Genomic DNA, 13,260 nt, shown 5'->3' on the forward strand with positions numbered 1-13,260 from the left:
TGGACCGGTAGCATGGGTGACAGTTCTCTTGTCCGCCGGAGGACCGGCGATGGCCTAAAGCGCGTCGCGTCTGAACGGATTCATACGACGCGCTTTAGGCCTTTGTTTTCATGCATGTCGTTCTCCCAAAACCGGGGCCACTTTTGGGCGGCATGCATTATGCGATTGGCTGCCCCTAAACCCCGATCCCCCGCGCCTTTATCGCCGCGGTGATCTCGTCGAGGATGGCCGGGTCGTCGATCGTCGCCGGCATCGTCCATTCTTCCTTGTCGGCGATCTTCTGCATGGTGCCGCGCAGGATCTTTCCGGACCGCGTCTTGGGCAGGCGCTTGATCGTCACCACGGTCTTGAAGGCGGCGACCGGCCCGATCCGCTCGCGCACCAGCGCCACGACCTCCTTCTCGATGGCGCCGCCGTCGCGCGCGACACCGGCGTTCAGCACCACGAAACCGAGCGGAACTTGCCCCTTCATCGCATCGGCAATGCCGACGACGGCGCATTCGGCGACATCGGGATGGGCGGCCAGCACCTCTTCCATGGCGCCGGTCGACAGCCGGTGGCCGGCGACATTGATGATGTCGTCGGTGCGCGCCATCACGTAGAGATAGCCGTCCTCGTCGATCATGCCGGCATCCGCGGTCTTGTAGTAGCCGGGAAACTCATCGAGATAGGCCTGGCGGAAGCGGGCGTCGGCGTTCCACAGCGTCGGCAGGCAGCCGGCCGGCAACGGCAGCTTGACCACGACATTGCCGAGCGTCCCGCGCGGCACCTCGTGGCCGGCATCGTCGAGCACGCGGATGTCATAGCCGGGCATCGGCACGCCGGGCGAACCGTATTTCACCGGCAGCAGGCCGAGCCCCGCCGGGTTGATGGTCATCGGCGAGCCGGTCTCGGTCTGCCACCAATGGTCGACCACTGGCAGGTTCAGCTTTTGCTCCGCCCATTTGATGGTTTCGGGGTCGGCGCGCTCGCCGGCGAGGAACAGCGTGCGGAATTTCGACAGATCGTATCTGGCAACGAACTCACCCCGCGGATCCTGGCCCTTGATCGCCCGGAACGCCGTGGGCGCGGTGAACAGCGCGACCACTCCATGGTCCGAGATGACCCGCCAGTAGGTGCCGGCATCCGGCGTCCCGATCGGCTTGCCTTCGAACAGGACGCTGGTGCTGCCATGCAGCAGCGGTCCGTAGACGATGTAGGAATGGCCGACGACCCAGCCGACATCGGACGCCGCCCAGAACACTTCGCCCGGCTTGACGCCGAACTCGTTTTCCATCGTCCATTTCAGCGCGACCATGTGGCCGCCATTGTCGCGCACGATCCCCTTGGGCTGGCCGGTCGTGCCTGACGTGTAGATGATGTAGAGCGGGTCGGTGGCCAGCACCGGCACGCAGTCGACATTGGCGCCGGCCGCCCGCTCACGCGCGACGGCGTCGGCATAGTCGATGTCGAAATGCTCCTTCAGGTCGCAGCGCAGCTGGTCGCGCTGCAGGATCAGGCAGGCATCCGGCTTGTGGTGGGACATCTCGATCGCCTTGTCGAGCAGCGGCTTGTAGGCGACGACCCGGCCCGGCTCCAGGCCGCAGGAGGCCGAGATGATCAGCTTCGGCTTGGCATCGTCGATGCGGGTGGCCAGTTCATGCGAGGCAAAGCCGCCGAACACGACCGAATGCACGGCGCCGATGCGGGCGCAGGCAAGCATGGCGATGGCCGCCTCCGCCACCATCGGCATGTAGATGATGACGCGGTCGCCCTTGCCGATGCCCCGGTTCTTCAGCACCGAGGTCAGCGCCACCACTTCGCGCTTGAGTTCGGCGTAGGTGAATTTTTTCACCGTTCCGGTGATGGCGCTGTCATAGATCAGTGCGATCTGGTCGGCGCGTCCGCCGGCGACATGCCGGTCGATGGCGTTGTAGCAGGTGTTGCAGGTCGCGCCGGTAAACCAGCGGCCATAGACGCCGGCGGTGGCGTCGAACACCTTGTCCCAGGGCGAATACCAGTCGATGGCGCCGGCCGCGTCCGCCCAGAATTGTTCCGGGTCGCGTTTCCAGCCGTCATAGACCTCATGATAGCGTGAAGCCATCCGTAACCTCCCCAGGAACCATTTGACGTCTTTGCCAACAGCCTATGCTGTTTTTTCCGGCGCTGTCTCCCCTGATTTTCGTATGAACCGGTCCCGGCTTGGATCGTGAAGTGAGGTCTTCTCGGGGGACGGGATCTCAGCGATGCGCCATCCGGTGTCGATCATGGCAAAACCGGTGTTTGCGCTGGCGATCGGCGCGGTGCTCGCGATCTCAACCGCCTTGGCCGGAGATGCCGCGGCCCATCATCGGCTTTTCGCCCGATGGCCGCTATTTCGCCTTCGAGCAGTACGGCCAGCGCCTTCCGGCAAACCGGCGGTGATTGTCGTGCTGGGACTTTGAAGGGCGCGACCGCCGCTTCATCGCCGTGACCGGGCAGCCTCGTTGAGAGGCCGGCCGATAGCCGCCTAACAAACGCTATTCATGGGACGAAATGTCTACCGCACTAGATCGGCAGGGCCACAAGCATGAGGCCCACGCCACCGAAGATCAAAATGGCCGCCGCTAGCGCTTTCCGATGACGTTCGAAAGTCGTCGGCGCCCGCTCCCAGTTGTAACGCATACGCTATCTCCCCAAAAATCCCGGGAGTCCTTACCTTACTTTGGGGAAGAAAGGCAACGGCCCGGCGAGTCAACGCACTTACCGGAGGCTTCATGGTGACGACTATTTCTGGGGTGATTTCCGCTGAGAGCAGGTGATAGCGCTTAGATCGCCATTCCCAACGGAAGCGCTATGGCTCTTCCAGGGAAAATCGCCGCGCACTCGAATTGCTACATGCCCCAACGCAGCGCCGCCGTATGGACAGGCCCGTCCCACCAGCCGGTCATCTCTTCGTCGAGCATGGTGAGCGTGATCGAGCAGCCGGCCATGTCGAGCGAGGTGACATAGCTGCCGACCAGCGAGCGGATTACCGTCACGCCATGCGTCTCGAAGATCTTTCGCGCGCTGTTGTACATCAGATAGAGCTCCATCAGCGGCGTGCCGCCGAATCCGTTGACGAACAGCAGCGCCGGTCCTTTCGCTTTGTCGCCGAGATCGCCGAGGATCGCTGTGCAGATCTCCCCGGCGATCGCGTCGGCGCTCTTTAAGGCATCGCGCCGGCGGCCAGGCTCGCCATGGATGCCGACGCCGAATTCCATCTCGCCGTCGCCGATGTCGAAGGTCGGCTTGCCGGCGGCCGGCACGGTGCCGCTGGTCAGCGCCACGCCCATCGAGCGGGTCGCGGCGTTGACGCGCTCGCCCAACGTCTTCAGCACCGGCAGTGCCAGGCCGTGCTCGGCCGCCGCGCCGACGATCTTTTCCACCACCAGCGTACCCGCCACGCCGCGCCGGCCGGTCGTGTAGGACGAATTCTCGACGGCGACATCGTCATTGGTCACCACCTGCTGGACGCCATCGGACATTTCGGCAGCCATGTCGAAATTCATCACATCGCCCTCGTAGTTCTTGACGATGAACAGGCAGCCGGCGCCGGTGTCGACGGCCTGCGCCGCCGCCAGCATCTGGTCCGGCGTCGGGGAGGTGAACACCTGGCCGGGGCAGGCGGCGTCCAGCATGCCATGGCCGACAAAGCCGCCATGCAGTGGCTCGTGGCCCGAGCCGCCGCCGGAGATCAGCGCCACCTTGCCCGGCCGCAACGTCCTGCGGCGGACGAATTTGTGCTCCTCGCCAAGCACGAGGATATCGGCGTGGGCGGCCACGAAACCGTCGAGGCTCTCCGTCAGCACCGTGTCCACCGCATTCATAAATTTCTTCATGGCGTCCTCCCAAACAGGCCGGCAAGGATGGTCAGCTGCCACCCTTGCCGGCGATGCTGGTGATCTTCTGGATGAATTCATTGATCGCCCGATCGAGCGCCGCATTCTGCTTGTCGTCGCCGAAATCCGGCACGACGAGCGACACATGCCGCGTCTTGCGCATGCCCGCGGCGATCGACATTTTTCCCGGATGTGCCTGATGGTAGGCGGCGAGAAACTGATCCCGCTCGGCTGGACTGAAATGGCAGACGGAAAAAATAGCCGGCAAATGCTTCGACGGAATCGGCACCGTATAGGCAGGGCTTGAAATCTGCGTCACGAAGCTGCGGTGCTTGCCAAGCGCGTCGGCCAGGCGCTGGCGCATGCCGGACGGTCGCTGGTCGATGACCTGCGACAGGATCGTCTTGTAGGCGCGGATCGCCTCTTCGGAGCCGGGTTCGGGTTTGATGTCAACCATGCCGGCCGCGCCTAGACCGGGACATCGGATATGGCCGCCTTGGCCATGGCGAGTTGCGCCGGTGCAACGGACAGATCGCGCAAACCAGCCTTCAGCAGCGAAGGGATCGACGCGGGATCGCCGCCGGCATCGCCGCACAGGCTGACTGGAATGCCGTTTTCCCGTCCGAAGGCCGTGACCGAGCCGATCAACCGCAGCACAGCGGGATGACGGACCGAATTGAGATGGGCCACAGCAGCGTTATCCCGCGCGGCCGCCATCACATATTGCGTCAAATCGTTGGAGCCGATCGAGAAGAAGGCGACGCCTGCGAATGCTTCCGGCGCGATGGCCACCGACGGCACCTCGACCATGATGCCCAGCGGCGGCATCCTGTGGGCGACGCCACGCGCGGCAAGGGCTGCCTGCTCTTCGGCGAACAGGGCGGCTGCGCGCTCATACTCATCGGCCATGGCGATCATCGGAAACATCACCTTGAGAGTGCCGTGTGGCGCGGCGCGCAGCAATGCCCTGATCTGTACGCGAAAAATATCGAGCCGCGCCAGCGACAGCCTGATGCCGCGCAGGCCAAGGAATGGATTGCCTTCCTCGACGGTGAAGCCCGGTACCGGCTTGTCGCCGCCGGCGTCGACAGTACGGATCGTCACTGGTTTTTCCCCAGCCCATTCCAGCACCTTGCGATAGGCGCGATATTGCGTCTCCTCATCCGGCAAATTCTTGCCGAACAGGAACTCAGTTCGCATCAGCCCGACACCGTCGCAGGTCGCGATGTCGATGCCGTCGACATCGGACGGATCGGCGATGTTGACCTGCACCCGCACCGCGGTGCCGGCCTTGGTCACCGCCGGCTGCGCCAGAAAACGCCGGGCCACGCCCTGGCGGGCGACGAAGGAAGCGGATGACTGCCGGAACGCGCCGATCTCCGCCGGCGAGGGCGCCAGCACGAGGCTGCCATGCTCGGCGTCGAGCAGTGCCATGCCGGCAAGATCGGCAAGCGGTTCGCGCAGCCCCACCACCATCGGCACGCCACGCGAGCGCGCCAGCATGGCGACATGGCTGGCGGTGCTGCCCGCCTTCAGCGCAATGCCGCCGCCATGGCTCCAGTCGGTTTCGAGGAAGCGCGTCGGCGCGATGTCCTCGCCGCAGAGGATGGCACCGGTAGGCGCTGTGCTGTCGACGTCCTCGGTCAAGGCACGCAGCACCTGGTCCCTGATATCGCGCAAATCCGTGGCGCGGGCGCGGAAATAGTCCTGGTCCGAGGCCTCGTAACCGGCGATCTCGGCATCAAGCGCCTCTCGCCATGCCGCGTCGGCGGTCTGTCCGGAAGCGATCGACGCGAAGGCCGGCCCGCTCAAGGCGTTGTCTTCCAGCATGGCAATGTGGAATTCGAGTATGCCGGCGGCGTCGCTGTCGGCGGTCTCCGCCATGGCGGCAAGCCGGCTCACTGCCGTGCCGATCGCGGCTTGCAGCGACGTCTTCTCTTCCGTAGCGGTGGCTTTGCCTGCGTAGACGGCCGGCGACCGATCGAGGTCGAACAGCGGCCCCTCGGCATAGCCGGCCGAGGCCGGAACGCCCTCAATCCGCATGGCCCGCATTCCCTGCGGGCCGGCGAAGAAGCGCGCCAGCCTCACGCCGAGCGGACATGACCGGCGTCCTCGTCGAAGTCGCGCTGCACCAGCTCGATCAGTGCGCGCACCGCATCATCGGCGCCGTTGCCCCTGGCCCTGATGTGCAGCACCGTGCCCTTCGGCGCCTTGGCTGCCATCACCTTGACGATGCTCTTGGCGTCGAACCACGGCCCGTTGGCGGCCAGCGCGATTTCCACGTCGGCGGCAAAGGTCTTGGCCAGCTTGGTGAACTTCACCGACGGGCGCGCGTGCAGCCCCACATCGTGGGTGATCAGGACGGTCGCTTCGGCGGCTGCGGACATTTTTCAGAAATCCCGTTTACTCACGACGGCGACAATTCGTGCGCCGTCGCCACCACTTCCTTCAGTGAGGCGCCGCCGGAGGATTCGGTCGCGGCCATCACCGCGCCCTCGACGATCGGCGCGTTGCACACGATGATCTTCTGCGCACGCGGCTCGCCGATCATCTCCACCGCCATTTCCGAGTTGGTCTCGGCGCCGCCGAGATCGACAAGGATGGCGACACCGGCTTCCGACCAGGCCTTGTCGATGGCGCCCATGATCGCCTCGACATTGGTGCCGAGCCCGCCATGGCCGTTTCCGCCGCACCATGCAAGCGGCACTTCGTCGCCCACCATCTGGCGTACCATGTCGGCCGTGCCCTCCGCGACCAGCGGCGAATGCGACACGATCACGATCCCGACATTGCTCATGCACTTTCCCCGATCGCTTGCCCCACCGAGCGCACCAGCAGCGCGGTTGAGCGCGCGCCGGCATCCATATGGCCGATCGAGCGCTCGCCAAGGAACGAGGCGCGACCGCGCAGCGCCTTCATCGGCACCGTCGCTTCGGCGGCGGCGTCGGCGATGTCGGCGATCTCAGCCGCCGTCTTGTCCCCGGCCAAGGCGTCATGCACCGGCTGCAGCACATCGAGCATGGTTTTTTGTCCGATCTGCGACTTGCCGCGAGCGGCCACGGCTTCGACAGCCTTGCCGAAGGCAGCGGCCAGGTTTTTGCGATCGGGGTCCGCCGCGATCTCCTTGCCCAAGGCCATGAACAGCGTGCCGAACAAGGGACCCGAAGCGCCGCCCACCGTCATCACCAGCTTGGTTCCGATCGCTTTCAGGGCGTCAGGCAACGGCTTTGCGGCGAACGCATCGGCCTCGGCTCGCACGGCCTCGAAGCCGCGCTTCATGTTCAGCCCATGGTCGCCGTCGCCGATCGCCTGGTCGAGCGCCGTCAATTCCTCGGCGTGAGCGGCAATCGTATCGGCGGCCACCGCGATCAGCCTGGCAAGGTGCAACGCCGCCATATCGCCCAAAATCCCGGTTTCCACTTTGCCGGCAGTAGCGAAAGAACGGTCATTCGACAACTGGTGCATGCGTCAGGCTGTGACGAGCAGCGTGGCGGCGGCCGAAAACACCTCGGCCACCGCATGGGCACCGGGGTCCACCACGCCTTGCAATTTGGTGCCGACATAGGCCGACCGTCCGGCCTTCGCCTTCTCCATGGCGGCCGTGGCCTCGGCACCACGCCTCGCCGCTGTTGCTGCCTCCTCCAGACCATCGGCATCAAGTGCCTTCAGCGCGGGCTCCAGCGCATCGACCATGGTGCGATCACCCGGTCTGGCGCCGCCGTAGAAGATCATCCGCTCAAGTCCGGCAAGCAGCGCCTTGGACAAACTGTCCCGGCCGCCGAGGGCCTGCGCCGCCGCCGTGAAGAAGATCGACAGCAGCACCCCGCTGGAACCACCCATCGACGCGCTCAATATGTCGCCTATCGCGCCAAGCGTCGCAGCGGGGTTGGCAAGCGGCAGCGCGTCGAGCCGATCGAGGACGCAGCGCGCGCCGGTCGCCACCGTCGAGCCGGTGTCGCCGTCGCCCGCCTTGGCGTCGAGCCCGTTCAATGACGCCTCGAGCGAGATCAGTCTTTCGCAGACCGTGACGATCAGGCGCCTGGTGCCGGCATGCTGGCTGGCCTTGTGCGCAGCGCTTTGTCCGGCTGCTTTCGCCATCGGCACGATGACAGGCGCCGCGACCGGCTTGGCCGGCATCCAGGCATGCGGACCGACCGGCGCCAGCAGGGCGGCTTCACGCGCCGTATCGAGCCGGATCAGCGACAGCGAGAAGCCGTTCATGTTGAGCGCCGTCATCAGCGGCCCCGGGCCGATCGTCAGCTTGACCGTCTTGGCCAGTGGCGAGGCCAGCACCGCATTGGCAATCAGCGACATTTCGAGCGGAGGCACCGCGCCGAGATTGTTGATCAGCAAGGCATGGCTCGCCTTCGGGTCGAGCCCAGCAGCGAGGCGCTCCGCCATGATCGCGACCAGCCTGTCGACGCTTTGCAAGGCAATCCGCTCGACGCCCGGCTCGCCATGAATGCCCAGGCCAAGTTCGCCGTCGTCCGCGCCAAACCTGTCTTCATGCGGCTGGCCGGGGATGGAACAGGAGGACAGCGACATTCCGAGCGATACGATATCCTTTGCCGCCGCCCGCGCCGCTGCCGCGATCTCGGAAAGATCATGGCCGGCCTCCGACAGATGGCCTGAAATCTTGTGCACGAACAGCGTGCCGGCGACGCCGCGCGGCTGGTTGATGTCAGGCAAGGCTATGTCGTCGGCAACAATCACCATCTCGACGCGAAAGCCCTCGGCGCGCGCCTTCTCCGCCGCCAGGCCGAAATTGAGCCGGTCGCCGGTATAGTTCTTGACGATCAGCAGGCAGCCGGCCGGGCCGGTGACCGCGCGGATCCCCGCCAGCACCGCCTCGACGCTCGGCGAGGCGAAGATCTCGCCGGAGACCGCCGCCGTCAGCATGCCCTTGCCGACAAAGCCTGCATGCGAAGGCTCATGCCCGGCGCCGCCGCCGGAGACGACGCTGACCTTCGACTTGTCCCAGTCGGCGCGCAGCACGACCTTGATCTCGGGATAGCCGTCGAGGCGCGCGAGATCGCCCGAGCCGATGGTGCGCAACAGGCCGTCCAGCGCCTCGGTGACGATCGTTTCCCTGCGGTTGAAAAAGTGCTTCATCGAATTCGTCCCGTATTCGCGATCGTCAATCGGAGGAGGCATTGTCCCTTTGGTGGGGAAACACCGAAACCATTCACATCAATCTTTGTCCATCGGCGCCGAAATAGAGTGGCGAGCGGTAGCGGATCACCACCTTGTCGCCTTGCGACAGATCGGTGTCCGGGTCGGTCAGCGTCACCAGCTTCTTCGGCCCGACCGTCACATGCAGATGGTTCTGGTCGCCGAGATGCTCGACCCAGTCGACGACGCCGTCGGCATGGCCGTTCATCGCTTTCTCGATCGTCAGATGTTCGGTGCGCGCGCCGATCGTCCTGGTGCCGGCCGGCGCGCCGCCATCGGGCAGCAGGCCGGTCGGCAGAAGATTGATCGCCGGTTGGCCGAGCCTTGCCGCGACATGCAGGTTTGCCGGCTCCGAATAGATGGTTCGCGGCGACCCGATCTGCACCAGCACGCCGTCGGCGAGGATGCCGATGCGGTCGGCCATGGTCATCGCCTCGATCTGGTCATGGGTGACATAAAGCATGGTCGCGCCGAGTTCGGACTGGATGCGCTTCAGCTCCAGCCGCAGATCTGCCCGCAGCTTGGCGTCGAGCGACGACAGCGGCTCGTCCATCAGATAGATCGCCGGTTTGCGCACCAAGGCGCGGCCGATGGCGACGCGCTGCATTTCGCCGCCCGACAGCTTGGTCGAGCGGTTGGCGAGCTTGTGATGGATGCGCACCATCTTTGCCACGTCCTCGACCCGCCGACGGATCTGGTCCTCCGGGATCTTCCGCGCTGGCGAGCGCAGCGGGAAGGCGAGATTGTCGTAGACCGACAGATGTGGATAGAGCGAGTACTGCTGGAACACGAAGGCCGTGTCGCGCTCGGCCGGCGACAGCGTCGTCGCATTATGGCCGCCGATTTCGATCGTGCCGGCATCCGGCCGTTCCAGCCCGGCGATCAGCCGCAGCGTCGTCGTCTTGCCGGCCCCGGTCGGCCCGAGCAGCACGACGAATTCGCCGTCCGCTATGTGCAGGTCGAGACCGTTGACGGCGACATGCTCGCCAAAGCTCTTGGTCACGTTCTTGATGTGCACGTCAGCCATGCTGCGCTCTCCCCTGAGAGGCGGTGTCGTGGACCGCTGTTCTCACCGCGCGGCCCGATCCCTTGTCGAACAGCGACAGCCGGGCGCTGTTCAGGGCCAGGCCGACATGATCGCCGGCATTGAGCCGGATTTCGGCCGGCACCCGCGCCTTGATGATGCCGTCGGCCGTTTCCACCGCGACGATCTGCGTGGTGCCGAGATATTCGGTGCCGTAGATGGCGCCGCGCAGCTTGGAAGTGTCGTCGAAACGGATATGTTCGGGCCGGATGCCGAGCGCCATGTCGGCCGGCGCGATATCCTCGCGCACCTCCGGCACCGCGACCTTCGCGCCCTGGACGACGATTTCCTTCGCGCCTTTGGCGAGCCCGCCGCCGAAGCCCAGAAAATTCATCGGCGGCGAGCCGATGAAGTCGGCGACGAACATGGTCGCCGGGCGGTCGTAGATTTCGCGCGGTGTGCCGAACTGCTCGATGACGCCGTGGTTCATCACAGCGATCTTGTCGGCCATCGACATCGCCTCCATCTGGTCATGCGTGACATAGACGGTGGTGGCGTGGATGCGGTTGTGCAGTTCGCGCAGTTCATGGACCATGAGGTCGCGGAATTCGGTGTCCAAGGTGCCGAGCGGCTCGTCCATCAAAAAACATTTCGGCCGCCGCACGATGGCGCGGCCGAGCGCCACGCGCTGGCGGTCGCCGCCGGCAAGGCCGGAGACCGACTTGTTGAGCAGATGGTCGATGCGCAGGAGTTTTGCCGTCTCTTCGACACGCGCGCGGATTTCGGCCGACGGCATGCCCTGCGCCAGCAGTGGAAAGCCGATGTTCTTGCGCACATTCATATGCGGATAGAGCGCGAACAGCTGGAAGACGAAAGCGATGTCGCGCTCGCGTGCCCGCAGCATGGTGACGTCCTCGCCGCCGAGCAGGATCTGGCCGCCGGTCGGCAGTTCGAGCCCGGCGATCATGCGCAGTGTCGTCGTCTTGCCGCAGCCCGACGGCCCGAGCATGACGAAGAACTCGCCATCCTCGACGAGGAAGTTGGAATCCTGCACGGCGACGAAATCGCCGAAGGCCTTTCTCAGGTGCTGAACACGGATCTCGGCCATGATTATTCCGGGAACTTCGAGACGATGATGAACATCACGGTGCCGGCGAGCATGGTGATGAAGGAATAGGTGTAGAGCGACAGCGCGAAAGGCTGGAACAGCATCAGGAAACCGATGGCGATCAGTGCGGTCGCGATGTTTTCCATCAGGCCGCGCCGCGCCCAGGCCGGCCAGCGCGATTTGCGTTTGACGGGATTGGTCATGCTCATTTGCGTACCGCGCCGAAGGTGATGCCGCGCAGCAATTGCTTGCGAAGCAGGATAGTGAAAACCAGGATCGGCACCAGGAAGATCGTCGTGCCGGCCGCCACAGCCGGCCAGTCCTGGCCGCCTTCGCCGATGATGGTCGGGATGAAGGGCGGCGCGGTCTGGGCCGTGCCCGAGGTCAAGAGTGCCGCGAAGGCATATTCGTTCCAGGCGAAGATCAGGCAGAAGATCGCGGTCGCGGCAATGCCGGTGGTCGCCTGCGGCAGCACGGTGCGCCAGAAGGCCTGCAGCCGCGTGTAGCCGTCGATCATCGCCGCTTCCTCATATTCGCGCGGGATCTCGTCGATGAAGCCTTTCAAGAGCCACACCGCCAGCGACACGTTGACCGCCGTGTAGAGCAGGATCATGCCGAGCGCGGTGTCCGACAGGCCGAGCTCGCGGTACATCAGGTAGATCGGAATGGCGACCGCGATCGGTGGCATGAAGCGGGTCGACAGGATGAAGAACAGAAGGTCGTCGGCGAGCGGAACCTTGAAGCGCGAGAAACCATAGGCCGACAGCGTGCCGAGAAAGACCGCGCAGAAGGTCGAGCCGAAGGCGATGATCAGCGAGTTGAGGAAGCGCGGCAGGAAGTTGGACGGGCCGGCGATCACCATGTTGCGCTTGCGCACGGTCTCGTCGCAGAAGCCGGTCGCCGGCCCCAGCGAGTTGATGTATTCCGGCGTCTGCCGCGTCCGCGTCGTGAACAGGTTGCAATAGCCTTCGATGCTCGGCTGGAACACGATTTTTGGCGGATAGGCGATCGAATCCGGCGGCGTCTTGAAGCTGGTGGCGAAGATCCACAACAGCGGCACGATCGAGATCAGCGCGTAGGCGATGATGATCGCGCCGGCGATGCGCTTCGAATTCGCTGACGGTGCGACGACCGAATGGGCAGTGGTCAGGCTCATCTCTGCTTCACCTTGTTGAGCGCCTTGACGTAGATGTTGGCCAGCCCGAACACCGCCACGAACAGGATGATGGCGAAGGCCGAGGAATAGCCGGTGCGCCAGCTCTCGAAAGCCTGCCGCTTCAGCGTGATCGAGGCGACCTCGGTGGTCGAGCCCGGCCCGCCGCCGGTCAGCAGGTTGACCATGTCGAACATCTTGAAGTTCTCGATGCCGCGAAACAGCACCGCCAGCATGATGAAGGGCAGCGCCATCGGCAGCGTGATCGACCAGAATTGCCGCCAGTTGGACGCGCGGTCGACCTCGGCCGCCTCATAGATGTATTCGGGGATGGAGCGCAGCCCGGCGAGGCAGATAAGCATCACGTAGGGCGTCCACATCCAGGTATCGACGATGATGATCGACCATGGCGCCAGCGACACGTTGGAAAGCATCTGGATGCTTGTCGGCGGGATGCCGCTGACGAACGAGATGACATAGGAGAACAGGCCGATCTGCGGCTCGTAGAGGAAGCGCCAGAAATTGCCGACCACCGCCGGCGACAGCATCATCGGCACCAAGATCAGCGTCGTCCAGAAGGCGTGGCCGCGGAATTTCCGGTCGATCAGCCAGGCCAGGGTGAAGCCGATCAGCGTCTGCAACAGGATGGTCCAGAACACGAAATGCGCCGTCGTCTGCATGGCGATCCAGATGTCCTGGTCGCCGAGGATGCGCTGATAGTTGGCAAAGCCGAGATTCTTCACCACTTCGTTCGGCCGGTTGGCCCGGAAGTTGGTGAAGGACAGGTAGATCGCCCAGAATAGCGGGAAGATGTTGATGGCCAGCAGCAACAGGATCGTCGGCGAAATGAACAGCCAGGCGAGGCCCTTGTCGCTGATGCCCCGGACCTTGCGAGCCAACGGTTCCGGGGTCGCCCGGGCAACGTTCTCCGCGGTCCGATTGAGCATGGTCAGTCCTGCTTCGG

At 64.6% G+C, this 13,260-nt stretch carries 14 protein-coding genes; 1 reads left to right on the forward strand and 13 read right to left on the reverse strand.

Annotated elements, in window-relative coordinates; all coding sequences use genetic code 11:
- Positions 1-175: 175 nt before the first annotated feature.
- Positions 176-2,083, reverse strand: coding sequence for a propionyl-CoA synthetase (locus CK228_RS05430; RefSeq protein ID WP_095771660.1), 1,908 nt, complete (start codon positions 2,081-2,083; stop codon positions 176-178).
- Between the two features lie 142 nt (positions 2,084-2,225).
- On the opposite strand from CK228_RS05430, the gene CK228_RS35185 reads away from it, so the two are divergent.
- On the forward strand, positions 2,226-2,423 hold the full coding sequence (locus tag CK228_RS35185) for a hypothetical protein (RefSeq protein ID WP_179295821.1): 198 nt from the start codon (positions 2,226-2,228) through the stop codon (positions 2,421-2,423).
- A 429-nt stretch (positions 2,424-2,852) separates the two neighbouring features.
- Here the strand turns inward: CK228_RS35185 and dhaK are convergent, their stop codons facing one another.
- The 12 genes from dhaK to CK228_RS05495 all read right to left on the reverse strand — a co-directional run bounded on the left by dhaK (position 2,853) and on the right by CK228_RS05495 (position 13,243).
- The gene (gene dhaK / locus CK228_RS05440; protein ID WP_095787166.1) at positions 2,853-3,839 is read right to left on the reverse strand and encodes a dihydroxyacetone kinase subunit DhaK; all 987 of its coding nucleotides are present in this window, start codon (positions 3,837-3,839) and stop codon (positions 2,853-2,855) included.
- A gap of 31 nt (positions 3,840-3,870) precedes the next feature.
- Positions 3,871-4,296 (reverse strand): hypothetical protein, encoded by a 426-nt coding sequence (locus CK228_RS05445; protein ID WP_019862863.1) that lies wholly within the window; start codon positions 4,294-4,296, stop codon positions 3,871-3,873.
- Between the two features lie 11 nt (positions 4,297-4,307).
- Complete coding sequence (gene ptsP, locus CK228_RS05450; RefSeq protein WP_179295822.1) at positions 4,308-5,882, reverse strand: phosphoenolpyruvate--protein phosphotransferase; 1,575 nt, start codon at positions 5,880-5,882, stop codon at positions 4,308-4,310.
- A 41-nt stretch (positions 5,883-5,923) separates the two neighbouring features.
- Complete coding sequence (locus CK228_RS05455; RefSeq protein ID WP_095771662.1) at positions 5,924-6,226, reverse strand: HPr family phosphocarrier protein; 303 nt, start codon at positions 6,224-6,226, stop codon at positions 5,924-5,926.
- Positions 6,227-6,246: 20 nt separating this feature from the next.
- Positions 6,247-6,636, reverse strand: coding sequence for a dihydroxyacetone kinase phosphoryl donor subunit DhaM (gene dhaM / locus CK228_RS05460; RefSeq protein WP_010913108.1), 390 nt, complete (start codon positions 6,634-6,636; stop codon positions 6,247-6,249).
- Positions 6,633-7,235 carry a dihydroxyacetone kinase subunit DhaL gene (gene dhaL / locus CK228_RS05465; protein WP_095771945.1) on the reverse strand — a complete coding sequence of 201 codons (603 nt, stop codon included), beginning with the start codon at positions 7,233-7,235 and terminating at the stop codon, positions 6,633-6,635. Before dhaL ends, dhaM begins: the two co-directional genes overlap by 4 nt.
- 72 nt (positions 7,236-7,307) lie before the next feature.
- Positions 7,308-8,951, reverse strand: coding sequence for a dihydroxyacetone kinase subunit DhaK (locus CK228_RS05470; protein ID WP_095787167.1), 1,644 nt, complete (start codon positions 8,949-8,951; stop codon positions 7,308-7,310).
- Positions 8,952-9,024: 73 nt separating this feature from the next.
- Entirely contained in the window at positions 9,025-10,038 is a 1,014-nt protein-coding gene (locus tag CK228_RS05475) for an ABC transporter ATP-binding protein (protein ID WP_095771664.1), read from the reverse strand.
- Entirely contained in the window at positions 10,031-11,143 is a 1,113-nt protein-coding gene (locus tag CK228_RS05480) for an ABC transporter ATP-binding protein (RefSeq protein ID WP_095771665.1), read from the reverse strand. Before CK228_RS05480 ends, CK228_RS05475 begins: the two co-directional genes overlap by 8 nt.
- Positions 11,144-11,145: 2 nt before the next feature.
- Positions 11,146-11,352, reverse strand: coding sequence for a hypothetical protein (locus CK228_RS05485; RefSeq protein WP_095771666.1), 207 nt, complete (start codon positions 11,350-11,352; stop codon positions 11,146-11,148).
- Positions 11,349-12,299 carry a carbohydrate ABC transporter permease gene (locus CK228_RS05490; protein WP_010913114.1) on the reverse strand — a complete coding sequence of 317 codons (951 nt, stop codon included), beginning with the start codon at positions 12,297-12,299 and terminating at the stop codon, positions 11,349-11,351. Before CK228_RS05490 ends, CK228_RS05485 begins: the two co-directional genes overlap by 4 nt.
- A complete protein-coding gene (locus CK228_RS05495) occupies positions 12,296-13,243 on the reverse strand; it encodes a sugar ABC transporter permease (protein ID WP_095771946.1) in 948 nt (315 codons plus the stop codon). The genes CK228_RS05490 and CK228_RS05495 overlap by 4 nt, the downstream gene beginning before the upstream one ends.
- Positions 13,244-13,260: the final 17 nt, after the last annotated feature.

It is taken from the genome of Mesorhizobium sp. WSM4312, assembly GCF_002294875.1.
GTDB lineage: Bacteria > Pseudomonadota > Alphaproteobacteria > Rhizobiales > Rhizobiaceae > Mesorhizobium.

What these genes read in the sequence shown, in the direction of transcription:
- CK228_RS35185 (WP_179295821.1), top strand. Translation starts at nt 2,226, where the DNA reads ATGCGCCATCCGGTGTCGATCATGGCAAAACCGGTGTTTGCGCTGGCG.
- CK228_RS05445 (WP_019862863.1), bottom strand. Translation starts at nt 4,296, where the DNA reads ATGGTTGACATCAAACCCGAACCCGGCTCCGAAGAGGCGATCCGCGCC.
- CK228_RS05470 (WP_095787167.1), bottom strand. Translation starts at nt 8,951, where the DNA reads ATGAAGCACTTTTTCAACCGCAGGGAAACGATCGTCACCGAGGCGCTG.
- CK228_RS05490 (WP_010913114.1), bottom strand. Translation starts at nt 12,299, where the DNA reads ATGAGCCTGACCACTGCCCATTCGGTCGTCGCACCGTCAGCGAATTCG.
- CK228_RS05475 (WP_095771664.1), bottom strand. Translation starts at nt 10,038, where the DNA reads ATGGCTGACGTGCACATCAAGAACGTGACCAAGAGCTTTGGCGAGCAT.
- CK228_RS05495 (WP_095771946.1), bottom strand. Translation starts at nt 13,243, where the DNA reads ATGCTCAATCGGACCGCGGAGAACGTTGCCCGGGCGACCCCGGAACCG.
- dhaM (WP_010913108.1), bottom strand. Translation starts at nt 6,636, where the DNA reads ATGAGCAATGTCGGGATCGTGATCGTGTCGCATTCGCCGCTGGTCGCG.
- CK228_RS05485 (WP_095771666.1), bottom strand. Translation starts at nt 11,352, where the DNA reads ATGAGCATGACCAATCCCGTCAAACGCAAATCGCGCTGGCCGGCCTGG.
- CK228_RS05430 (WP_095771660.1), bottom strand. Translation starts at nt 2,083, where the DNA reads ATGGCTTCACGCTATCATGAGGTCTATGACGGCTGGAAACGCGACCCG.
- CK228_RS05480 (WP_095771665.1), bottom strand. Translation starts at nt 11,143, where the DNA reads ATGGCCGAGATCCGTGTTCAGCACCTGAGAAAGGCCTTCGGCGATTTC.
- ptsP (WP_179295822.1), bottom strand. Translation starts at nt 5,882, where the DNA reads ATGCGGATTGAGGGCGTTCCGGCCTCGGCCGGCTATGCCGAGGGGCCG.
- dhaL (WP_095771945.1), bottom strand. Translation starts at nt 7,235, where the DNA reads ATGGCGGCGTTGCACCTTGCCAGGCTGATCGCGGTGGCCGCCGATACG.
- dhaK (WP_095787166.1), bottom strand. Translation starts at nt 3,839, where the DNA reads ATGAAGAAATTTATGAATGCGGTGGACACGGTGCTGACGGAGAGCCTC.
- CK228_RS05455 (WP_095771662.1), bottom strand. Translation starts at nt 6,226, where the DNA reads ATGTCCGCAGCCGCCGAAGCGACCGTCCTGATCACCCACGATGTGGGG.